General features: G+C 61.0%; 19 protein-coding genes and 1 pseudogene. 7 read left to right on the top strand and 13 right to left on the bottom strand.

Annotated elements, in window-relative coordinates; genetic code table 11:
• Positions 1 to 261 precede the first annotated feature (261 nt).
• From hpaA to GRPL_RS28535, 8 genes and pseudogenes are all read right to left on the bottom strand, one after another.
• A complete protein-coding gene (gene hpaA, locus GRPL_RS24055; protein ID WP_032689615.1) occupies positions 262 to 1,152 on the bottom strand; it encodes a 4-hydroxyphenylacetate catabolism regulatory protein HpaA in 891 nt (296 codons plus the stop codon).
• Positions 1,153 to 1,161: 9 nt separating this feature from the next.
• Positions 1,162 to 2,520, bottom strand: coding sequence for a 4-hydroxyphenylacetate permease (hpaX, locus tag GRPL_RS24060; protein ID WP_032689614.1), 1,359 nt, complete (start codon positions 2,518 to 2,520; stop codon positions 1,162 to 1,164).
• A gap of 21 nt (positions 2,521 to 2,541) precedes the next feature.
• Positions 2,542 to 3,339: a 4-hydroxy-2-oxoheptanedioate aldolase gene (gene hpaI / locus GRPL_RS24065; RefSeq protein ID WP_032698223.1), complete on the bottom strand. Its 798-nt coding sequence runs from the start codon at positions 3,337 to 3,339 to the stop codon at positions 2,542 to 2,544.
• Positions 3,340 to 3,349: 10 nt separating this feature from the next.
• Entirely contained in the window at positions 3,350 to 4,153 is an 804-nt protein-coding gene (gene hpaH, locus GRPL_RS24070) for a 2-oxo-hept-4-ene-1,7-dioate hydratase (protein WP_032689612.1), read from the bottom strand.
• Between the two features lie 352 nt (positions 4,154 to 4,505).
• Positions 4,506 to 4,886, bottom strand: coding sequence for a 5-carboxymethyl-2-hydroxymuconate Delta-isomerase (locus GRPL_RS24075; RefSeq protein ID WP_032698221.1), 381 nt, complete (start codon positions 4,884 to 4,886; stop codon positions 4,506 to 4,508).
• 9 nt (positions 4,887 to 4,895) lie between these two features.
• Entirely contained in the window at positions 4,896 to 5,753 is an 858-nt protein-coding gene (hpaD, locus tag GRPL_RS24080) for a 3,4-dihydroxyphenylacetate 2,3-dioxygenase (RefSeq protein WP_032689610.1), read from the bottom strand.
• A gap of 71 nt (positions 5,754 to 5,824) precedes the next feature.
• The gene (gene hpaE / locus GRPL_RS24085) at positions 5,825 to 7,291 is read right to left on the bottom strand and encodes a 5-carboxymethyl-2-hydroxymuconate semialdehyde dehydrogenase (protein ID WP_032698218.1); all 1,467 of its coding nucleotides are present in this window, start codon (positions 7,289 to 7,291) and stop codon (positions 5,825 to 5,827) included.
• A pseudogene (locus tag GRPL_RS28535) lies at positions 7,288 to 8,681 on the bottom strand (fumarylacetoacetate hydrolase family protein). Before GRPL_RS28535 ends, hpaE begins: the two are co-directional and overlap by 4 nt.
• Before the next feature lie 289 nt (positions 8,682 to 8,970).
• Here GRPL_RS28535 and hpaR point away from each other — a divergent pair.
• Entirely contained in the window at positions 8,971 to 9,417 is a 447-nt protein-coding gene (hpaR, locus tag GRPL_RS24100; protein WP_032689606.1) for a homoprotocatechuate degradation operon regulator HpaR, read from the top strand.
• Between the two features lies 1 nt (position 9,418).
• On the opposite strand, the gene GRPL_RS24105 is transcribed toward hpaR, so the two are convergent.
• Genes GRPL_RS24105 through GRPL_RS24120 form a run of 4 tightly spaced genes read right to left on the bottom strand, consistent with a single transcriptional unit; the run spans position 9,419 to position 12,978 of the window.
• Positions 9,419 to 10,684 carry an FAD-dependent oxidoreductase gene (locus GRPL_RS24105; RefSeq protein WP_032698216.1) on the bottom strand — a complete coding sequence of 422 codons (1,266 nt, stop codon included), beginning with the start codon at positions 10,682 to 10,684 and terminating at the stop codon, positions 9,419 to 9,421.
• On the bottom strand, positions 10,665 to 10,928 hold the full coding sequence (locus tag GRPL_RS24110; RefSeq protein WP_032698215.1) for a 2Fe-2S iron-sulfur cluster-binding protein: 264 nt from the start codon (positions 10,926 to 10,928) through the stop codon (positions 10,665 to 10,667). The genes GRPL_RS24105 and GRPL_RS24110 overlap by 20 nt, the downstream gene beginning before the upstream one ends.
• Positions 10,925 to 12,034: an NAD(P)/FAD-dependent oxidoreductase gene (locus tag GRPL_RS24115; RefSeq protein WP_032698214.1), complete on the bottom strand. Its 1,110-nt coding sequence runs from the start codon at positions 12,032 to 12,034 to the stop codon at positions 10,925 to 10,927. Before GRPL_RS24115 ends, GRPL_RS24110 begins: the two co-directional genes overlap by 4 nt.
• A complete protein-coding gene (locus tag GRPL_RS24120) occupies positions 12,031 to 12,978 on the bottom strand; it encodes a 4-hydroxyproline epimerase (protein WP_032698213.1) in 948 nt (315 codons plus the stop codon). The genes GRPL_RS24115 and GRPL_RS24120 overlap by 4 nt, the downstream gene beginning before the upstream one ends.
• 310 nt (positions 12,979 to 13,288) lie before the next feature.
• On the opposite strand from GRPL_RS24120, the gene GRPL_RS24125 reads away from it, so the two are divergent.
• The 5 genes from GRPL_RS24125 (at position 13,289) to GRPL_RS24145 (ending at position 19,447) form a co-directional block, all read left to right on the top strand.
• Complete coding sequence (locus tag GRPL_RS24125) at positions 13,289 to 14,116, top strand: AraC family transcriptional regulator (protein WP_032689601.1); 828 nt, start codon at positions 13,289 to 13,291, stop codon at positions 14,114 to 14,116.
• Positions 14,117 to 14,268: 152 nt separating this feature from the next.
• Positions 14,269 to 15,189, top strand: coding sequence for a dihydrodipicolinate synthase family protein (locus tag GRPL_RS24130; protein ID WP_032689600.1), 921 nt, complete (start codon positions 14,269 to 14,271; stop codon positions 15,187 to 15,189).
• Positions 15,190 to 15,203: 14 nt separating this feature from the next.
• On the top strand, positions 15,204 to 16,808 hold the full coding sequence (locus GRPL_RS24135) for an aldehyde dehydrogenase (NADP(+)) (protein ID WP_032698212.1): 1,605 nt from the start codon (positions 15,204 to 15,206) through the stop codon (positions 16,806 to 16,808).
• Positions 16,809 to 16,823: 15 nt separating this feature from the next.
• The gene (locus GRPL_RS24140; protein ID WP_046853121.1) at positions 16,824 to 18,425 is read left to right on the top strand and encodes an APC family permease; all 1,602 of its coding nucleotides are present in this window, start codon (positions 16,824 to 16,826) and stop codon (positions 18,423 to 18,425) included.
• A gap of 11 nt (positions 18,426 to 18,436) precedes the next feature.
• Positions 18,437 to 19,447: an Ldh family oxidoreductase gene (locus tag GRPL_RS24145; RefSeq protein WP_032698211.1), complete on the top strand. Its 1,011-nt coding sequence runs from the start codon at positions 18,437 to 18,439 to the stop codon at positions 19,445 to 19,447.
• Positions 19,448 to 19,727: 280 nt separating this feature from the next.
• Here GRPL_RS24145 and GRPL_RS24150 read toward each other — a convergent pair whose 3' ends face one another.
• On the bottom strand, positions 19,728 to 20,261 hold the full coding sequence (locus GRPL_RS24150) for a GNAT family N-acetyltransferase (RefSeq protein ID WP_032689598.1): 534 nt from the start codon (positions 20,259 to 20,261) through the stop codon (positions 19,728 to 19,730).
• Between the two features lie 32 nt (positions 20,262 to 20,293).
• On the opposite strand from GRPL_RS24150, the gene GRPL_RS24155 reads away from it, so the two are divergent.
• Positions 20,294 to 21,112: a GNAT family N-acetyltransferase gene (locus tag GRPL_RS24155; RefSeq protein WP_032689597.1), complete on the top strand. Its 819-nt coding sequence runs from the start codon at positions 20,294 to 20,296 to the stop codon at positions 21,110 to 21,112.
• Positions 21,113 to 21,167 lie beyond the last annotated feature (55 nt).

Genomic DNA, 21,167 nt, shown 5'->3' with positions numbered 1-21,167 from the left:
TGCCTGCGAATGAGTTCGGGTCTCAATGTTAAATTTATGTTTTGTTTTTGTTGTTCAATTGAAGCGGTTATTGCGCCATTCGTGAAGGGACGTTTGCGACAACGGCAGGTACTTTTCAGGGGGAGTGCGGTTCTGTGATCGAGAGGGTGTTTTCGCTGTAGAAGCCAGCCTTTTTCCCGGCGGTGCTACGCTGGCCGGGTGACGTTACGGGCGGTTTTTAGGGCCTACCCGCTCTACGGATCGTAGCCCGCCAGCGGGGAATTAAGACACCGGTACTTTTTGCGCACGGTAGCTGCTGGGCGAGCAGCCGACCTGGCGACTAAAAAAACGAGCGAAATAGGCGGGGTCTTTAAACCCCAGTTGCCAGGCTATCTCATTGACCGCGCTGTCGGAAAACAGCAGCAGCCGTTTGGCCTCGCGCAGCTGGCGGTCGAAGATCAGCCGCTTCGGCGGTCGGTTGGCAAAGCGGCGGCAGATATCGGTCAGCCGTGATTCGGTAACGTGCAGCTCGTTGGCATAATCCGGTACCGCCCAGTGCTGGTGGTAGTGGCTGTCGATCATCTGGTTAAAGCGCTGAAACAGCTTCAGCTCGCCGCGCATCCCGCTGGCGGCATGGTCGTCGAGCCTGGCGTTACGCAACAGCAGCGTGAACACCGCCTGCGCCAGCAGCGCCAGGGTATGTTCGCGCCCCGGCAACTGGGCGGTCGATTCGCGTTTAATCAGCTGCCAGTAGTGCGCCAGCGCCGTCAGTTCATCGGGTTTATCCGCCAGCGACAGACACATACCCGGCAGCCCGAACGCTTCCCGCGTGCCGGGATAGAGGACCTCCAGCAGCGGCCAGATCAGATCTTCGCGCACGGTCAGCACGTGCCCGTCGCTGTCGGACTCGGTGATAAAAGCGTGCGGCACCGACGGCGGCGTCAGGACAAACAGCGGCGCCTGCACCGAGTAGCGGTGATCGTCGAGCTGCAGTTCAATCTGCCCGGTATCGAGAAAGTGCATCTGAAAGTACTGGTCGTGTCGATGCGCCTGCATGTCGCGGCCAAAAAAGGCCGCCATGCGGGCAAACGACTGATAGTGCACATCCTCGGTCCCCAGACTCTCATCGTAATCTTTGTTGATATCGATATTGGCGATTGAGGGCTGACACATGGGCACTCCTTAATGACTTTTCTGTGCGGCGAGTCCTGCCTCGGTGGCGGCGTCTTCCCGCGCACTCATCGGAATCCGGGTCAGTACCAACGCGCCGACGATCAGCAGTCCGGCGACAAACCACAGTCCGGAGCTAAAGCTGCCGGTGGCATCACGCAGAATACCAATCAGCAGCGGGCTGACGGCGGATCCGATGTTGCCGATAGCGTTGATGACCGCCAGCGCCACCGCCCGCGATTGCAGGCTGATCACCCGATCCGGGGTAGTCCAGAAAATCGCCATCGCGGTAAAAGAACCCACGGAGGCCATAATGATGCCGATCAGCTGGATCAGACCGTGGTGGGTGGCAGAGGCCAGCAACCATCCGGCAGCGGCGAACAGATAGGGCAGGATGGTATGCATCTTGCGCTCTTTACGCCGGTCGGATCGCCGGCTCCACCAGATCATCCCGAAAATCGTACAGAACTGCGGAATTGCCGCCAGCATGCCGATCACAATGTTGCTACTACCGGTATTGAAGCTTTGCAGGATCTGCGGAGTCCAGATATTGATAGCGCTCAGGGTATTGGTCAGACAGAAGTAGGCGAGCGTGTACATCAGCACCGCCGGCGTCAGCACTTCCCGTAGGGTAGAGCGTGCGGAAGTTGGGATAACGCTGGCGCTTTCGCGCTCGCGTTCAATCATCGTTTTCAGCGCCTGCTTCTCCTCCTTATCCAGCCAGCTGGCCTGATCCGGGGTATCGTTGAGGAAGAACCAGGTCACCACGCCGAGCACCACCGACGGCAGCCCCTCCAGCAGGAACAGCCACTGCCAGCCCTTCAGATTCCACAGGCCATCAAGCGCCAGAATATAGCCGGAGAGGATAGAGCCAAGCATCATGGTCACCGGCATCGCTATCATAAACAGGGCGTTGGCGCGGGCGCGGTGAAAGGCCGGGAACCACCAGGTCAGATAGACCAGGATCCCTGGCAAGAAGCCGGCTTCAGCGATACCGACCAGCATGCGCAGGATATACAGCGTATGCGGGTTGGTGGCAAACATCGTACAGGTTGACGCGATCCCCCACACCACCATGATCCCGGCGATCCAGCGGCGGGCGCCGACCTTCGCCAGCATGATATTGCTGGGGATCCCGCACATCACGTAGGTGACGTAAAACAGCGTCGCGGCCAGACCAAACATGGTGGAGGTCAGACCGAGATCTTTGCCCATCGTCAGCCCGGCGAAGCCGATATTAATGCGGTCCAGAAATGAGAAAACAAAAAGCACGAACAGGAAGGTGATAAGGCGGCGGAACAGCTTTTTGATCACCCGGTTTTCTACTTCAACGACTTTATTTTCATTATGTTGCAGGGTAGAGGTCGTCATGATGCGCTCCACATTATCCGTTCAGTAGACAGATTTATTGTTATCAGTTGTGGTGGTGATTGCGTCGGTAAACCGTGCTGCCAGCGCTTCTGCGCTGCGGGCCAGCAGGGTGGTGTCGACGCCGACGGCGACGAACAGCGCCCCCAGCTCGAGGTAGCGTTTCGCTAGCTGTTCATTGGCCATCAGAATGCCCGGGGCTTTACCCGCCTCGCGAATCAGGACGATGGCGCTTTCAATGGCCGCCTGCACCTCAGGATGCTGCGGATTACCGCCGAAGCCCATGTCCGCGCTCAGATCCGCCGGGCCGATAAACACACCGTCGACGCCTTCTACCGCGAGAATCTGCGGCAGATTTTTCAACGCCTCGCGGGTTTCAATCTGTACCAGCACGCACATGGCATCGTTGGCCTGATGGATATAGTCCGGAATGCGGTTCCAGCGGGAAGCACGCGCCAGGGCGCTGCCGACGCCGCGAATACCGGCCGGCGGATAGCGGGTGGCTTTCACCGCCAGCCGCGCTTCATCGGCGTTTTGTACCATCGGCACCAGCAGCGTTTGTGCGCCGATGTCCAGCAATTGCTTGATCTGCACCGGATCATTCCACGACGGGCGAACCACCGGTTGGCTGGAGTAGGGGGCGATCGCCTGCAGTTGGGTCAGCACCGTTTGTACATTATTCGGCGCGTGTTCGCCGTCGATCAGCAGCCAGTCAAACCCGGCGCCGGCTAACAGTTCGGCGCTGTAGCTGCTGCACAGCCCCAGCCACAGGCCGATTTGTGGCCGCCCGGCCTGCAGCGCCTCTTTAAACGTGTTATTCATCATCTTCCCCTTACACAAAGCGGCAGCTGATTGCGCCCATGTTGCCGTAATCGACGTGGAAGGTGTCACCCTTGCGCGCCGGTACCGGGCGGGTAAACGAGCCGCCGAGGATGATCTGCCCGGCTTCCAGCTGGACATCGTATGGCGCCAGCTTATTCGCCAGCCAGGCGACGCCGTTTGCCGGATGGTTCAGCACCCCGGCGGCAACGCCGGTCTCTTCGATCACCCCGTTGCGGTACAGCAGAGCGGAGATCCAACGCAGATCCAGCTCGTCGGGCTTAATCGGACGCCCGCCGAGGATCACCCCGGCGTTGGCGGCGTTATCGGAGATGGTGTCGAAGACTTTGCGCGGGCGCTGGGTCTGCGGATCGATGTTGTGGCAGCGGGCGTCGATCAGCTCCAGCGCCGGGATCACATAGTCGGTGGCGTTATAGACGTCGAACAGGGTGCAGTTCGGGCCACGCAGCGGTTTCGCCAGCACGAAAGCCAGCTCGACTTCAATCCGCGGCACGATAAAACGATCGGTTGGAATGTCGCTACCATCGTGAAAAAACATATCATCGAGCAGCGCGCCGTAGTCCGGCTCGCTAATTTGCGAACTGGCCTGCATCGCTTTTGAGGTCAGGCCGATCTTATGGCCTTTCAGCACCCGCCCTTCGGCGATCTTCATCTCGACCCACTCGCGCTGGACGGCGTAGGCGTCCTCAATGGTGATCGACGGATAATCCAGCGAGATCGCGCGGATCTGCTCACGTTGTTTTTCGGCCTGATTCAGTCGCTGGGCGATCAGGCTGCGGGTTTGTTTATCGAGCATAGTGGCTTCCTGTTACCTCGTTCGGTGTCGCGGTGTCTCGGTGTCACGGCGCCGGGTGGCGCTACGCTGACCCGGCCTACGGTTGGTGCATTGTTCTGGCCGGCGGCGCTGCGCTGACCCGGCCTACGGTTGGTGCATTGTTCTGGCCGGCGGCGTTGCGCTAACCCGGCATACGGTGCTGTTACCTCGTTCGATGTCGCGGTGTCACGGCGCCGGGTGGCGCTACGCTGACCCGGCCTACGGTTGGTGCATTGTTCTGGCCGGCGGCGCTGCGCTAACCCGGCCTACGGTTCGGCATCAGTTAGCCTTTTGTAGGCCCGGTAAGCGCAGCGCCACCGGGCGAAAAGGCGCGCTATTTAAACAAGGCGTGGACGTTGTTCTGTTTGTAATTCAGCGTCGGGTGCAGTTCTTCAATCTCAAATGACAGCGCCAGATAGCGCCTCTCCATCAGAGCGGCGAAGTGGCTTTTAATCAGCCCGAACAGCATTTCGCCGACCTCTTCCCGGCTCTCCATACTCCGCCCGCTGCCGATTTTCAGCGTCATATGCACGAAGGCGTAATCCTGCCTGCCGTCGGCCATCTGCCAGGTGTCCAGCCAGATGGCGCGGCTGCGGATGCCACCTATCGGGAAGATGCCGGTGGCGGCCAACGCCTGATTAACCTGGGCGAACAGGCCGGGTAAATCAGCCTGCTCACGGATGTTGTCGGTACATTCAGCGATAAAATGCGGCATAGTGGCTCCTTACGCCTGGGCCGGAAGCGGGAACACGGCGTTCACCTGGCCGGTGCCGGAACTGGCGAACAGGTCGGTAATAAACTCCACCTTGCCGTCATATTTGTCCCAGCCGAGCACGCCGAGCAGCATCACCGTGTCGTGCATATTGCCCTCGCCGTAGCAGTAGTCGGCGTATTCCGGCAGCATGGTGCAGAACTCTTTAAACTTGCCTTCACGCCACAGCTTCACCACGCGCTCATCCATCTGATGGTCAAACTCGCGGGTGTAGCTGTTCATTCCCTCTTCGGCGCGCTGGTCGTCGATAAAGCGGTGCGACAGTGAGCCGCTGGCGAACACCGCCACGGTACCGTCATATTTTTCAATCGCCTTGACGATGGCTTCGCCCAGCTTGCGGCTGTCGGCAAAATCGTGAACGGTGCAGAACGCGGAAATCGACACCACTTTGAAATGCTTATCGCTGTTCATGTAGCGCATCGGCACCAGAGTGCCGTACTCCAGCTTCAGGCTGGGAATGTTGTGCGCTTTCGCCCGCACGCCCAGTTTGACCGCTTCGTCGGCAATCAGCTGACCCAGCTCCGGGTTGCCGTCGTAGTCGTAGGTCATGTCGCGGATAAAGTGCGGCAGTTCGTTGCTGGTATAGACGCCTTTGAAATGGTCGGCGCAGTTAATATGGTAGGCGCTGTTGACCAGCCAGTGGGTATCGAAAACGATAATGGTATCGACGCCCATTTCACGGCAGCGCTTGCCAATTTCTTTATGGCCGTCGATAGCAGCCTGACGGCAACCATGATTTTTCCCCGGTAGTTCAGAGAGATACATTGATGGCACGTGAGTGATTTTGGCGGCTAACGCTAATTTGCCCATGCGGTGTTCTCCTTACATAACCTGAATAGTGTGAGCCGCAGCCAGCCTGGGCGCGGCTCGACGGATGACGGTTATACGCCCCATTTCGGGATCGGATGGTCACCCATGGAAATACAGACGTTTTTCATTTCGGCGAACACTTCAAAGCTGTACTCGCCGCCTTCACGGCCGGTGCCGGAGGCTTTCACGCCGCCAAACGGCTGACGCAGGTCGCGGACGTTCTGGGTATTGACGAACACCATGCCGGCTTCGATGCCGCGCGCCAGACGCAGCACTTTGCTGATGTCCTGGGTCCAGATGTAGGACGCCAGGCCATATTCGATGTCGTTCGCCAGGCGCAGCCCTTCCGCTTCGTCTTTAAACGGCAGCAGGCAGGCTACCGGGCCAAAAATCTCCTCTTGCGCGACGCGCATCCGGTTATCCACGTCTGCCAGCACCGTCGGACGCAGGAAGTTGCCGCCTTGCAGATGCGCGGGCAGATCGGACGGCTTGTCCGGGCCGCCGGCCAGCAGGGTGGCGCCTTCTTCGATCCCGAGGCGAATATAGCCGGAGACTTTTTCCCAGTGCTGCTTGCTGATCAGCGCCCCGACCTGGGTATTCGGATCGGTCGGATCGCCCACGCGCAGGCGGTTGGCGCGTTCTGCAAAGCGTTTAACGAATTCCGGGTAAATGCTCTGCTGAATGAAGATGCGCGACCCGGCGGTGCAGCGCTCGCCGTTGATTGAGAAGATGGTGAACAGGGCGGCATCCAGCGCGCGCTCGATATCGGCATCTTCAAAAATCAGCACCGGGGATTTGCCGCCCAGCTCCATGGAATACTTCTTCAGACCGGCATTTTTCATGATGTTGCGCCCGGTGGCGGTACCGCCGGTAAACGACACCGCGCGGACGTCGTGATGACGCACCAGCGCATCGCCGGCGCTGGCGCCGTAGCCCTGCACCACGTTGAGTACGCCGGCCGGAATACCGGCTTCCAGCGCCAGTTCGCCCAGACGATCGGCGGTCAGCGGCGACAGCTCTGACATTTTCAGCACCGCGGTGTTGCCCAGCGCCAGACACGGCGCCACCTTCCAGGTGGCGGTCATAAACGGCACGTTCCACGGCGAGACCAGCGCACACACGCCGACCGGCTGCACGAGGGTGTAGTTGAGCATCTTGTCGTCAACCGGATAGGTCTTGCCGTTCATCTGCTGGCACACTTCGGCGAAAAACTCGAAGTTGTGCGAAGCGCGCGGGATCAGCACATTTTTGGTTTGATGGATCGGCAGGCCGGTATCGGCGGTCTCCATTGCCGCGATCTCCGGGACGTCGCGATCGATCAGATCGCCCAGCCGGCGCATCAGGCGCGCGCGCTCTTTCATCGGTAGGTTGGCCCATTTCGGGAACGCTTCTTTCGCGGCGGCAACGGCCTGATTCACTTCGGCTTCACCGCCGGAGGCGACTTCCGCCAGCACTTCGCCGGTGGCCGGGTTGGTGGTGTGGAAATACTCTGCGCCCGCGACGTTTTTGCCGTTGATCCAATGGTTAATTTTTTTCATGACAGCTTCTCCTCATACGCTTGCTGGCTGATGATGCGGTTGACCAGGCGGCCGACGCCTTCGACTTCGACGATCACTTCGTCACCCGGCACCACATCGGACAGCCCTTTCGGCGTGCCGGTGGCGATCATGTCGCCCGGTTGCAGGGTCATAAATTCGCTTAGGTAAGCGATCAGGAACGGAACGCTGAAGATCAGATCGGCCGTCGTGCCCTGCTGGCGCAGCTCGCCGTTGACCCAGGTGCGCAGAGTCAGATTATGCGGATCCGGGATCGCCTCTTTCGCGACGATCCACGGCCCGATGGGCGTCAGCGTGTCGCGGCTTTTCACCCGCAGGTTCGGGCGGTAGTAGTTTTCCAGATAGTCGCGAATGGCGTAGTCATTGCAGACGGTGTAGCCGGCGACATAGTCCATGGCATCGGCTTCGGCGACGCGGCGCGCGGTTTTGCCTATCACCACCACCAGTTCGGCTTCGTAATGCATGTACTCCACGTTGTCCGGGCGTACCGACTCTTGTTGATGACCGATAAAGGTGTTCGGCGCTTTGATAAACACCAGCGGCTCCTCCGGCGGCTTAAACTCCAGCTCGCTGGCGTGGTCGGCATAGTTCAGACCCAGCGCGAACAGCGTTCCGTCGGCGGGAGGCAGCCAGCGAAAGTCGCCTGCTTTAAGCAGGGTGCCATCGGCGAGGCGAAGCTGGTCGCGTTCATCGATCTGTGCGTCGTAGCGGGTGCCTTGCCATTCAATACGTGCCTGTTTCATGCCAGCTCTCCTTCTGCAACAACCGGGTTTTCCAGCGCCGGGAAACCTTCGGCGAGGATCCGCACGCGATCGCCGGGCTGCAGCGTGACGCGGGCGTGAGGGGTACCGATCAGGATGGCATCGCCGGGATTCAGGGTGGCAAACTCGCTCAGCGCGCTTAACAGTTCGGCGGCATTGCGCTGCAGATCGCCGGTGTTCCAGCTGTCGGCCTCGCGGCCGTTGATTTCAGTGATGATGGTCAGATTGTCCACGCTATGCACCGGGGCGAGGGTGCCGATGGGGCAGAAGCCATCGCGACATTTGGCCTTAATCGCCGGGCGGTAGAAGCTCTCTTCCGGCAGGCTGATGTCATTGGCCAGCGCATAGCCGGCGATAAAAGAGGCCGCGTCGGCGGCGGAAACCTTACGCGCGGTTTTGCCGACAATCAGCGCGACGGTGGCGCCGCTCTGCACGGTTTCACCCTGCGGATAGGGAATGGCCTCGTTCGCACCGATGACGGTATTGCGCGGTTTGATAAACCAGACCGCGGTCTTCGGCGGGGTTTTGTAAGGGGCCTGTTGGAACGCGTCGCGCCAGGCGTCAAGCTGGCTGCGATGGTTAAGCGCAACGGCGAAGATGGTACCTTTCATTCACCACTCCTCTGGTACTGATGTCGGATGCTAAGGGATATTCATTAATATGTTAATGATCATCTTTTATTCCTTGTGGCGGGGTTTGGCAAACAGAAGTGAATGTTTTGTGATCTGATTAACAATAAATTTACAGTGTAATTTTTTATATGTTATTAATCAGTTAGTTGTCGTTTTTTATTGTCTCGGCTGGTACTTTTCAGGTGCAGAAACCGGTTGCGTCATGGCAGGATAGGCGCTAATTATTAACTTATTAATAAACTTAAGAGTGCGATGTCGAGGGTATGTGATGCATGATTCGTTAACCATTGCGTTGTTGCAGGCGCGGGAAGCGGCAATGGGCCATTTCCGACCGATCGTTAAACGCCATAATCTCACCGAGCAGCAGTGGCGTATTGTGCGCATCCTTGCGGAAAATCCGTCGATGGACTTTCACGATCTGGCGTTCCGCGCCTGCATCCTGCGCCCCAGCCTGACCGGTATTCTGACCCGTATGGAGCGTGACGGTCTGGTGCTGCGTCTCAAGCCGGTCAACGATCAGCGCAAGTTGTATATTTCGCTGACGCCGGCGGGCTACACGCTGTATGAAAGCGCGCAGGCGCAGGTGGAAGAGGCCTATCGCCTGATTGAAGCCCAGTTCACCAGTGAAAAGATGCAGCAACTGACTGCGCTGCTGGAAGAGTTTATTGCGCTCGGCAACCGTCAGGGTGCCGGGCACAGTGATGAGGAAGAGTAGATCAGCGCATTGTTCGGGTATCGGCCAGCGCGATAAGGGTTTCGGCTCTGGCGGGAGAGAGCGGCTCGCGCGGCTGCGGTAGCGGCCAGCCGTACAGCCAGCGGGCGGTGGTCGCGCAGGTTTTTCCCTGACAGGCGCCCATTCCGCAGCGGCGGGTCAGTTTTGCCTGGTGCCAGCTATCGGCATCGGCAACGTCGCCGCAGCGCACATCTTCGCAGCGGCACAGCAGGCTATCCGGCGTGGCGGCGTTTTTCAGGCTCTCTGGCAGGGTGAATGTGCGGTTGACCGCATGAGCAAATGCCTGCCAGCGCCCGCGACGGGCGAAGAGGGCCTGGGCGCAAGCCTCGGCGTCAGCTGCCGCAAAGCCGGCAATTTCACCTTCTGCCAGCGCCAGTTCGCTGCCGCCAAAACCGGTGCATTCGCCCGCGGCGTAGATGTTCGCGACGCTGGTCTGCTGCCAGCGATTCACCGCTATTGCCTCGTCAGCCAGCGCGCAGCCGAAGAGCAGCGCGGTTTCAATATTGGCTACCAGGCCGTAACCGATAGCCAGCCGCTGGCAGGCGATTGTCCGTTCAATGCCGCGGGCATCGCGCAGCGTAATGGCTTCGAGCTGCGTCTCGCCGTGGGCGCGAATCACCTGGCTACTGCTCAGATAGCGTCGCGGGGCGAGGGTAGCCAGCTGGCGAAGTTTTTCCGGCCAGCGCCACAGGCTGCTGCCAAAACGCAGTAATGCGCTGAGCGGGGCCTGCTCAACAATCTGTCGTACTTCACCTCCGCTTTTTTTCACCGTCGCGGCCACCGCCAGCAGCAGCGGACCGCTGCCGGCAATCACCACTTTTTGCCCCCGGAGCGTCAGACCGTGTTTGATTTGCGCCTGTAACCCGCCGGCGCCGGTGACGCCGGACAGCGTCCAGCCGGGGAAAGGCAGCGAGAGTTCCCGTGCGCCGCAGCAGAGGATCAGCTTTTGCCATTCGACAAGCCCGCTGTCGTCGGCGGTTTCGAACAGGACGCTATGCGCCGAGGGGCGGGCGATAAGCCGGGCACCGTTCAGCGAGGTGATATTTTTCTCCGCAGCAACGGCTTCCCGGTAGCGGCGCGCCAGGGCAGGGAGCTGCACCTGCGGACCCTCGCGCCAGATCTGCCCGCCGGGGCGCGGATTATCGTCGAGGATAACGACCTGCTTACCGCAGGACGCGGCCGCCAGTGCGGCGGCGAGACCCGCCGGGCCGCAGCCGAGAATCAGAATGTCACAGCGCAGGGTTTGCATGGCAGCTCCTTTCAATCGTCATTCCGGGCTGGCACAGCGTCTGGCAGGCCAGCACCCGCCGTCCGTTGACGGTCACCCGGCACTCCTGGCAAATACCCATGCCGCAAAAAGGGGAGCGGGGCTGTCCGCCGACGGCCACGCGTGTGGTGGGATTCGCCGTCAACGACAGCGCTGCCGCGACGCTGATTCCCACCGGAACGTCGCGTGTTTCACCTTCAATCATCACCGGGATAGTCTGGCTCATGCGATAGCCTCTTTTTTCAGCAGGCGGGCCGGTAGCCACGCGTCGGGGGCTAACGGGCAGCGCTCGCCCAATAACTGGGCGACGAGCAGCTCTGCGCTGGCGGGGGCGGTGGTGACGCCGAGCCCTTCATGACCCAGCGCCAGCCACAGGCCGGGACGCGACGGGTGGGGACCTATCAGGGGATTTCCGTCCTCTGACGCGGCGCGAAAGCCGCTCCAGCAGCGGATAATATTCAGCCCGGCCAGGGCGGGCAGGAAGTGCCGGGCGCGGTCGAGCATCTGCGCCAGCAGCGGCAAATCCAGCTGGCGTTCTGAGTTATCAAACTGCCGCGAAGAGCCGATCAGCAGCTGTCCGGTGGGGCGCGGCTGGACGTTAAACGCCACCGAGGTGCCGCCGCCGTGGGCGCTGGCACCGTAGCCCAGTTCGACCAGCTGATGATGGAGTAACGGGCCGTAGCGGTCGCTGATCGCCAGCTGGCCTTTCTTTGCTCGCAGCCAGTTTTCCCCCAGCAGCCCATTGGCGCCGAGGCCGCAGGCGACAACGATAGCCGGCGCCCGCAGCTGTTTTCCGCAGGTCAACGTCACCGCCGGCTCGGCGATTTCCATGGCGCCTTCGGTGAGGCAGGTCAGGTTGTCTCCCGCGTCGGCGATAAACCAGCGCGCAACTTCAGGGGCGTAGACGATACCATCGCCGGGAACCCACAGTCCGCCCTGTAATCCTGCCCGCAGCAGCGGTTCTCGCTGCGTCAGCTGTGAAGGGGTCTGCATCTCGCTGGAGACCTGATATGCGGCCATCCGCCGCTGTTTTTCCCGGGCGATCTCCAGCTCCTGGGAGGTTTCCGCCAGCCACAGAGTGCCGCAGCCGCGCCAGGCGCAGCGCTCGGGCATTTGCGGCGTGAGGGTGCGCCAGCGTGCCAGTGACCAGGCGGAGAGCGCCAGTTCGGCGGGATCGTCATCCATACACACCAGATGCCCCATTCCGGCTGCGGTGGCGCCCGGCTGGCGATCGTCGAGCAGAATCACTTTTTGCCCGCGTTTCGCCAGCTGCCACGCGCAGGCGGCACCGACGATCCCGGCGCCGATCACGATGACGTCGCCGTGGTTCACGGCACGATCCCCCAGCAGAAGGGATCGTCCGGGTTGAGGATCAGCCGGGTATCGCCGCACACCCAGGCTGCGCCGCGGATCGTCGGAATGATACCGGCGTCGCTGCGCGTATAGCTGGCGGTAAACTGGCTGCCGATAATACTGGCCTGCTGCCAGAGTTCGCCGGGCTGCAGCTTGCCATCTTCGGCCAGACAGGCCAGTTTGGCGCTGGTTCCGGTGCCGCACGGCGAACGATCCCAGGCTTTCCCCGGGCACAGTACGAAGCTGCGGCTGTCGGCATCGGCATCATCGGCAAAGAGTTCGATATGGTCGATTTCGCCACCGTCATCGCCGCGGATCCCGGCGGCTTCCAGCCCTTCACGTACGGCCCACGCATACTCGGTGAGCTGCGGAATTTGGGCGGGTTCGAGGGTGAAAGGGTGATCGTTGATGAGGAAAAACCAGTTGCCGCCCCAGGCAATATCACCGCTGACGGTACCCACCGCGGTGTTGACGCTGAGCTGCTTTTTGCCGCGCCGGGCAGGAACATTTTCCACCGAGACGCTGCCGTCTTCATGTAGCGTCGCGCTGACGTTGCCCACCGGCGTTTCAATCAGGTGGATGCCCGGCTTGATGCGACCAAGCCATGCCAGCGAGGCGATAAGCCCGATGGTGCCATGCCCGCACATGTTCAGAAAGCCGGCGTTGTTGAAGAAAATCACCCCGGCGGTTGCCTGCGGTGAGACCGGTTTGCACAGCAGCGCCCCCACCAGCACATCGTTGCCGCGTGGCTCCAGGATAACCGCCTGGCGCCAGCGATCGAATTCGCGGGCGAAGCGTTGGCGGCGCTCCGCCATGCTGCCGTTCCCGAGATCCGGAAAACCGTCCACGATCAGGCGGGTCGGTTCACCGCCGGTATGAGAATCAATGGCTCTGAGTTCAATGGGGTGACGTGGCACAGTCATGGCTATCTCCGGAGGTTAACGATTTGTTTCATCATGCTGGCGCAACAGACCGCCTCCGGCTTGAACGCTTTCATCAGAGGAAATGACGAAATCGGCACAGTAAACGGCGGCGTCTGTTTATGGATGGCATAGTTATTTCTTATTAATCATTTGCTTATTGCTGTGGTAAACCGAAAGTCGCGATCGCGCCAGCGGCGTACTCAGGGGAAAATATAAACCGGAGTCAGGATCGCAAAACGCGGTATTGCTGCTTGATGTGTTACCAGAAGGTGAATAAATATCCTCCCGTCACCCGCCATGAGGAAGCCATATGTTCTGCGTTACTGCTGCTGCTTCGGAGCACGCTCCGGTTGAGGATACGGATCTGGCCGTGGATGAGCTGAGCCAGATTTGCGAAGGGCTGGCGCGCCAGCGTCCGGAAAACATGCCGTCGTTGCTCAATGCGCTGGCGCTTATCGCGCCGCTGCTGAACGCGATTCCCAATGTGGTCTTTTTTATCAAAGATGCCCAGGCGCGCTACCTGCTGGCGAACCTGACGCTGGCCCGTCGCTGCGGCTTTAAAAGCGTCTCCTCGCTGTTAGGCAAAACCTCGGCCGACGTCTTTCCATCGGCGTTGGGGCAGGGCTATACCGAACAGGATCTGCGGGTGTTGAGAGAGGGGGTGACCCTGCGCGACCAGCTCGAAATGCACCTCTATAACGGACGTGAGCGCGGCTGGTGTCTGACGCAAAAGCTGGCGCTGCGCGATGTTCACGGCCAGGTGATCGGCATGGCGGGGATCTCGCACGATCTTCAAGAGGCGCATGCCCGACACCCGGCGTGGCAGCGGCTGGCGATCGTCGACGATCATATTCGTCGCCACTACCATCGACCGATCACCATGGAAGAGCTGACCGGGTTGAGCGGCATGTCCGTGGCGCAGATCGAACGCTATTGCAAACGGATCTTTCACCTCACGCCGCGGCAAATGATCCATAAGGTCCGCCTCGAAAAAGCCACCGAGCTGCTGGCGGGAGAGACGCCGATTACCGATATTGCGCTGCAGTGCGGCTATACCGATCACAGCGCCTTCAGCCGTCAGTTTAAAGCGATGACCGGCTCTACGCCGCGTGATTTTCGCCTGACGCTGGCGGGATAATCGCCGGCTCACACTTTTGTGCGACTGTGCTAATTTCGTCATCGTATTGGAAGAAAACCGACAAGCCGCCGGGTCCATGAAACGTCAATCTGTCAGTGAAAATTCACCATTCATTCACTTTGACTTAACAAAATGACGACAAGGAACCGAGCATGAGCAAAAAAGCGATTCACTGGAGCGGCGTATTTCCGGCAGTCAGCACGCAGTTTCGTCATGATTACTCCCTCGATTTAGACGCCACCCATGCGGTGATGAAAAACCTGGTCAGAGACGGTGTCTCCGGGCTGGTGGTGTGCGGCAGCGTCGGGGAAAATACCTCGCTGACAACCGAGGAAAAACTGCAGATTATTGAAGTGGCAAAGGATGCGGCGGGCGGCAAAATTCCGGTGATCGCCGGGGTCGCCGAGTTCACTACCGCGTTCGCGCAGAAGATGGCGAAAGAGGCCGAGCGCGTTGGCGTCGACGGGATTATGGTGATGCCGGCGCTGGTCTACTCTTCGAAGCCGCACGAAACCGCCGCTCACTTCCGCAGCGTGGCCACCGCCACCGACCTGCCGATTATGGTTTATAACAACCCGCCGATTTACAAGAACGACGTCACGCCAGATATCCTCGCCACCCTGACCGATTGCGACAATATCGTCTGCTTCAAAGACTCATCCGGGGACACCCGTCGTTTCGTCGATCTGCGTAACACCGTCGGCGACCGCTTCGTGCTGTTCGCCGGGCTGGATGACGTGGTGGTGGAGAGCATCGCCGTGGGAGCGGAAGGGTGGATTTCCGGAATGTCGAACGCTTTCCCGCGTGAGGGCGAAACCCTGTTCCGTCTTGCCGCACAGAAACGTTATGACGAAGCCATGGCGCTGTATCGCTGGTTTATGCCGCTGCTGCACCTGGATGCGCGCCCGGATCTGGTGCAGTGCATCAAGCTGTGCGAAGAGCTGCTGGGACGCGGCAGCGCCGTCACCCGTCCGCCGCGCCTGGCGCTGGAAGGGGAGACCCGTCAGCAGGTGGTGAACATCGTGGAACAGGCGCTGGCGACGCGTCCTGTGCTGCCGGACGTGGGCCTGTGAGGCGGGGAGCGACGATGAGCGAAACAGAAATGACGGCGGGTCGGCAGTTTATCGCCGGGCGTCGCGTCGCCAGCGGCGAAGCCACGCTCCTCAGCCTGAAGGCTGCGGATGGCGATGCCACCGGCCACCGTTTTTATCCGGCCTCCCGGGAGGAGGCCGCACTGGCGGCGCAGGCGGCGGCGCAGGCTTTTGCCGCCTATTGCGAAACCTCGCCAGAGACGCGCGCGCGCTTTCTGGAGACCATTGCCGATGAACTGGACCGGCTGGGCGAGACCTTTTTTGCCATTGCCCATGCTGAGACCGCACTGCCGCTGGCGCGTTTACAGGGCGAACGGGCGCGCACCAGCGGTCAGCTGCGAATGTTTGCCGGTCTGCTGCGGCGCGGCGATGTTCTGGGGGCGCGCATTGATACGGCGCTGCCGACGCGTCAACCCTTACCGCGAGCGGATCTGCGCCAGTACCAGGTGGCGCTTGGCCCGGTTGCGGTATTCGGCGCCAGCAACTTTCCGCTGGCCTTCTCTACCGCCGGCGGCGATACCGCCTCGGCGCTGGCGGCCGGTTGCCCGGTGGTGGTTAAGGCTCATCCCGGGCATATGGCAACCGCAGAGCAGACGGCGCAGGCCATCGTGCGGGCGGTGGAGAAATGCGCCTTGCCCGGCGGAGTGTTCAACATGATTTTTGGTACCGATATCGGTGCCGAACTGGTGCGTCATCCGGCGATTCAGGCGGTGGGATTCACCGGCTCGCTGACGGGAGGAAAAGCGCTACTCCAGCTGGCGCAGCAGCGCCCGCAGCCAATCCCGCTGTTTGCGGAAATGTCGGCGATTAATCCGCTGATTATTCTGCCCCAGGCGCTCGCCGCGCGTGCGGCGTCGCTGGCCAAAGATCTGGTGGCGTCGTTTACCCTTGGCGGCGGGCAATTTTGCACCCGCCCGGGCCTGATTCTGGCGCTCAAGGGCGAAGGGCTGGCGCGCTTTAAAGCCGCGTTATGTGAACAGGTTCAGGCCGCGCCCGCTCAGGTTCTGCTCAACGCGCCGACCCTGCACCACTATCGCGCCGGTGTCGAGACGCTCGACGCCTGTCCGGGTGTGCAGCGGCTGGCCAGCGGTGAAGCGGCCGGCGGCCGGCGGGCGCAGGCGTTGTTGTACCTGGCGACGGCGGAGGCGTTCATGGCACCGGATAGCGTGCTGCAAACCGAGGTGTTTGGCCCGCTGTCGGTGCTGGTGGAAGTGGCGGACGAGGCGCAGATGATGGCGCTGGTGAGTACGCTGCAGGGGCAGTTGACGGCGACGCTGCATGCCGATGCGGACGATCGTCCCCTGGCGACGCGTCTGCTGCCGCTGCTCAGCGATAAAGCCGGGCGGGTGCTGTTTAACGGCTATCCCACCGGCGTGGAAGTGTGCGATGCGATGGTGCACGGCGGCCCCTGGCCGGCCACCACCGACGCGCGCGGCACATCGGTAGGGACCCGGGCGATCGAACGTTTTCTGCGGCCGGTTTGCCTGCAGAACGCCCCTGCCGCGTTGCTGCCGCCGGCCTTGCAGGATGCTAACCCTTTGAACCTGCTGCGCCTGGTGAACGGCCAGTGGACCCGGGAAGCGATTTCCCCCTCATGTTGACGGAAGGGCATCACGATGACTATTCACACTACGCATAACAGTCAAACCCGCGTTGCTGAGTCGGGTAAGTTTAAAAAGCAGCTGACCTTAACCGATCTGACGTTTATTGGCCTGGGGGCGATTTTTGGTTCCGGCTGGCTCTTTGCCGCCAGCCACGTCGCGTCGATTGCCGGGCCTGCCGGGATCGCTTCCTGGGTGATCGGCGGCTTTGCGGTTTTGCTGCTGGGTATCGTTTACTGCGAACTGGGGGCGGCGCTGCCGCGCGCCGGGGGGATTATTCGTTATCCGGTCTTTTCGCACGGTGAGCTGATGGGGTATCTGCTGGGTTTTATTACGCTGATTGCCTTCTCAAGCCTCATTTCTATCGAAATTGTCGCCGCCCGTCAGTATGCCGCCGCCTGGTTCCCGGCGCTGACCCAGCCGGGATCCAGCTCGCCGACCCTGCTGGGCTGGGTGGTGCAGTTCCTGCTGCTGTGCTTTTTCTTTGCTCTTAACTACTACAGCGTCAAAACCTTTGCCCGCTCGAATAACTTTATCAGCGTGCTCAAGTTCCTGGTGCCGCTGCTGGTGGTGATTACCCTGTTCACCTTCTTTAAGCCGGAAAACCTGCATACTCAGGGGATTGCGCCGTTCGGTATGTCCGGAGTAGAAGCGGCGATCAGCGCCGGCGGGATTATCTTTGCCTATCTGGGCCTGACGCCGATTATTTCCGTCGCCAGCGAGGTTCAGCATCCGCAGCGTACGATTCCGGTGGCGCTGATTCTGTCGGTGGTGCTGTCGACCATTATCTACGTGCTGCTGCAGCTGGCGTTTCTCGGCAGTATTCCGACGGAAATGTTAAGCGGCGGCTGGGCGGAAGTGAGTAAACAGTTCTCGCTGCCGTATCGCGATATCGCTATCACCCTCGGTATGGGCTGGCTGGCCTTTATGGTGATTAGCGATGCGATCATCTCCCCGAGTGGTACCGGCAATATTTACATGAACGCGACGCCGCGCGTTATCTACGGCTGGGCGAAAGCCGGAACCTTCTTTAAAGCCTTTACCCACATTGATAAAGAGTCCGGCATTCCGCGTCCGGCGCTGTGGTTGACCTTCGGTCTGTCCATCTTCTGGACGCTGCCGTTCCCCTCCTGGGAGCAGCTGATCAGCGTGGTCTCTGCCGCGCTGGTGTTGAGCTATGCGATCGCGCCGGTGACCGCCGCAGGGCTGCGCCGTAACGCGCCGGATCTGCCGCGTCCCTTCCGCGTGCGGGCGTTCGCGATTATTGGGCCGGTGTCGTTCATGATCTCCGCGCTGATCGTGTACTGGTCCGGCTGGACCACGCTCTCCTGGCTGCTGGGGCTGCAAATCGTCATGTTTGTGGTCTACATCCTGTGCAAAGGCAAAGTGCCGGTACATACCGTCAGCCTGGCGCAACAGGTGAAATCCTCGCTGTGGCTGATCGTCTTCTATGCGCTGATCATGCTTTTTTCCTGGCTGGGCAGTTTTGGTGGTACTAATGAGATACCTCACCCCTGGGATACGGTGCTGGTCGCGGTGATGTCGCTGGCAATTTATTACTGGGGCGCGCGCAGCTGTCTCCCCCAGGCTAATTTTAGCGGAGACGAAGAAGAGTAGAGGAGAAGGTCATGGAAACGGTAACCCTGTCGTTACCCGAAGCTTATGCGCTGGCGATGCGGGCGCTGAGCGCTAACGGATTCAACGAGGATCACGCGGCGGCGGTAGCGCGCAACGTCACCGGTGGGGAGCGCGATGGCTGCGCTTCCCACGGCCTGTGGCGGCTGTTGGGAATCGTTGACACCCTGCGTAAAGGTAAAGTCTCCCCGGATGCCGGGCCGCAGATTGACGACCGGGCGCCGGGGATTGTTCGCGTCGATGCTGGCGGCGCGTTTTCGCTGCTGGCGTTTGAGCGGGCGTTGCCGCTGCTGGTGGAGAAGGCGCGCCGCAGCGGTATCGCCGCGCTGGCCATCAACCGCTGCGTGCATTTTTCGGCGCTGTTTGCCGATATTGAACCGTTAACGGATGCCGGCCTGGTCGGACTGGCCTGTACGCCGGGCCATGCATGGGTGGCGCCTGCGGGCGGCAGCCTGCCGCTGTTTGGCACCAATCCCGTCGCCTTTGGCTGGCCGCGGGGAGATAAGCCGCCGTTTATTTTTGATATGGCCACCAGCGTGGCGGCGCGCGGCGAGATTCAGTTGCATCAACGTGCCGGGAAAGCGTTGCCGGAAGGATGGGGGATTGATAGCCAGGGTCAGCCCACCACGGACGCCGGAGAGGTGCTGGCCGGGGCGATGCTGACCTTTGGCGGCTACAAAGGCTCAGCGCTGGCGGCGATGGTCGAGCTGCTTGCCGGGCCGCTGATTGGCGATATGACCAGCGCGGAATCGCTGGCGTGGGACGGTGGCGCGGGCGGGCTACCCTATGGCGGAGAGCTGATTCTGGCGCTGGATCCGCAGCGGTTCCTCGGCGCGGAGGCTGATGCGCATCTGGCTCGCGCGGAGACGCTGTTTAACAGCATGCAGGCGCAAGGGGCGAGACTCCCGGGCGAACGGCGCTATCTCTGCCGTCAGGAGAGTGAACGCCAGGGCGTCACCATTAGCCGTTCGTTATTTGATGAGATTTCCGCGTTGAGCGAGTAGTTGAGCCGCCTGCGGATTTGTCGGGGCCCGGGCAACGGGAGGGCGGTGGTTTCCCCGGTGGCGCGATGCCTGGCGACGGGAGAATGGGTTTTCTGGCAGCCAGATAAGGCGTCAGCCGCTATCCGGGAACGTCATCAGAACAAGGTGTCCAGCTCCTCGGGCAGGGGGCTCGTCAGCCACCGGCCGCAGGGGGGGCCCTTGTCGAAGGTCAGACACGGATGGCGGTGCCAAACACCACCATGCCGCCGATCTGCATATCGCAGCCCTGACCGGAAACGGCTTACAGCGTCAGGCGCATGGCGCAGCGCGTTTCCGGCGGCAGACCGTGTTCCGTTTCCAGCTCCCTTTTCGCCGCCAGTCCCGCCGGCAGCCTTAGCTCGCTCAGCATTGAAAATCCCAGACGCGTGTAAAACGGCGCGTTCCATGGCACGTCGCGGAAGGTGGTGAGCGTGACCGCCGGATATGCCGCCTGCCGGGCGGTCTTAATGACCTGCTCCAGCATCATGCGGCCAATGCCTCGTCCCTGCCACGCCTGATGAACGGCGATCTCGACGATAAACAGCGCATCATCCAGCGGTTCGCTCAGCAGGAAGCCTATCGGTTGTTCATCGGCCACGGCCAGCAGGCTATGGTCAGTTTCAAGGAACAGCCGGTGGCGCTCGGGGCTTATTACTTCGCTTTCCGCCAGCCAGGCTAGCGCCGGGATCTGGCGAAAAGACTGGGCCGCCGAGCGCTCAATTGCGGGCAGGAGAGGTATGTCGCGCTCTTGAGTCAGGCGTAACGTCGCGGCGGCAGTTATAGTGTTAGTTTTCATCACCTCATCATAGCAGCCTCCGGGAGAAATGTATGGAGCTTACCGCCGTTTCCGCTACCCAGTTCAGCGTTGCGCAACTCACGACGATCCTCAGCGACTGTTTTGAAGATTACCTGGTGCCGGTTTCGCTGCCGCTGGCGGTGTTCGTTCAGCGCTTCAGCTCTGAGGGGCTGAGCCTGCTTGATTCCTGCGTCTGGCTGGATGGCGAGACGCCGGCGGCAATCGCCATCGTGGCCCGGCGCGGCGATGAGGCGAGGCTGGCGGCCTTTGCGGTGCGTCCGGCCTGGCGTGGAAAAGGCATGGGCCGTCGGCTGATGACACCGCTCATGACCTCGCTACGCGAGCAGGGCGTGCGGCGGATGTGGCTGGAGGTGATCCGCGAAAACTATGCGGCGGTGGCGCTGTACCAGTCGTTAGGCTTTGTTGTACATCATGGGCTATGCGGATTTGTCAGTACCCGGGCAGAGGATGCCGCGGCAGCGGTGCTGGAAGAGGGCGATGTGCTCCCTCTGCTGCGCAGAGCCGGAGCGGAGATCAATGGTCGTCTGCCGTGGCTGATGGACCCGTTTACCTTCGCTACGCTGCCATGCCGGACGCTCACTCTGAATCAGCAGGCTTTTGCGGTGCTGGCAACCTTAACCTCCACGCCGCAGCTACAGTTTTTGTGGGTTGAGCCCTCCGTTCGCGGCCGCGGACTGGCGCATGAGATGCTGAGGGCGTTGGCCCGGCAGTTCCCCGGCCTGAGTACTTCGGTGATCATTCCCGAATCATTTACGCCGCTGTTTAGCGCGGCGGGGTATGCGACCCTGGCGCTAAAGCAGTATGAGATGTGCGTGGAGTTCAGCGGGTAACCGCCTGCCGAATGCTAGCGAATGCGCCCCGGTTCAGGTCATGAGCCGGGGCGGC

The sequence above is a fragment of the Klebsiella planticola ATCC 33531 genome (assembly GCF_000735435.1).
Taxonomy (GTDB): Bacteria; Pseudomonadota; Gammaproteobacteria; order Enterobacterales; family Enterobacteriaceae; genus Klebsiella; species Klebsiella planticola.
The sequence above is the reverse complement of the archived record's forward strand: the minus strand, read 5'-3'. Positions and strand labels throughout refer to the sequence as shown.

Bases quoted from the DNA above. Each gene is read 5' to 3' on its own strand.
- hpaA (WP_032689615.1), bottom strand. From the start codon at position 1,152: ATGTGTCAGCCCTCAATCGCCAATATCGATATCAACAAAGATTACGAT.
- hpaX (WP_032689614.1), bottom strand. From the start codon at position 2,520: ATGACGACCTCTACCCTGCAACATAATGAAAATAAAGTCGTTGAAGTA.
- hpaI (WP_032698223.1), bottom strand. From the start codon at position 3,339: ATGAATAACACGTTTAAAGAGGCGCTGCAGGCCGGGCGGCCACAAATC.
- hpaH (WP_032689612.1), bottom strand. From the start codon at position 4,153: ATGCTCGATAAACAAACCCGCAGCCTGATCGCCCAGCGACTGAATCAG.
- GRPL_RS24075 (WP_032698221.1), bottom strand. From the start codon at position 4,886: ATGCCGCATTTTATCGCTGAATGTACCGACAACATCCGTGAGCAGGCT.
- hpaD (WP_032689610.1), bottom strand. From the start codon at position 5,753: ATGGGCAAATTAGCGTTAGCCGCCAAAATCACTCACGTGCCATCAATG.
- hpaE (WP_032698218.1), bottom strand. From the start codon at position 7,291: ATGAAAAAAATTAACCATTGGATCAACGGCAAAAACGTCGCGGGCGCA.
- hpaR (WP_032689606.1), top strand. From the start codon at position 8,971: ATGCATGATTCGTTAACCATTGCGTTGTTGCAGGCGCGGGAAGCGGCA.
- GRPL_RS24105 (WP_032698216.1), bottom strand. From the start codon at position 10,684: ATGCAAACCCTGCGCTGTGACATTCTGATTCTCGGCTGCGGCCCGGCG.
- GRPL_RS24110 (WP_032698215.1), bottom strand. From the start codon at position 10,928: ATGAGCCAGACTATCCCGGTGATGATTGAAGGTGAAACACGCGACGTT.
- GRPL_RS24120 (WP_032698213.1), bottom strand. From the start codon at position 12,978: ATGACTGTGCCACGTCACCCCATTGAACTCAGAGCCATTGATTCTCAT.
- GRPL_RS24125 (WP_032689601.1), top strand. From the start codon at position 13,289: ATGTTCTGCGTTACTGCTGCTGCTTCGGAGCACGCTCCGGTTGAGGAT.
- GRPL_RS24130 (WP_032689600.1), top strand. From the start codon at position 14,269: ATGAGCAAAAAAGCGATTCACTGGAGCGGCGTATTTCCGGCAGTCAGC.
- GRPL_RS24135 (WP_032698212.1), top strand. From the start codon at position 15,204: ATGAGCGAAACAGAAATGACGGCGGGTCGGCAGTTTATCGCCGGGCGT.
- GRPL_RS24140 (WP_046853121.1), top strand. From the start codon at position 16,824: ATGACTATTCACACTACGCATAACAGTCAAACCCGCGTTGCTGAGTCG.
- GRPL_RS24145 (WP_032698211.1), top strand. From the start codon at position 18,437: ATGGAAACGGTAACCCTGTCGTTACCCGAAGCTTATGCGCTGGCGATG.
- GRPL_RS24150 (WP_032689598.1), bottom strand. From the start codon at position 20,261: ATGAAAACTAACACTATAACTGCCGCCGCGACGTTACGCCTGACTCAA.
- GRPL_RS24155 (WP_032689597.1), top strand. From the start codon at position 20,294: ATGGAGCTTACCGCCGTTTCCGCTACCCAGTTCAGCGTTGCGCAACTC.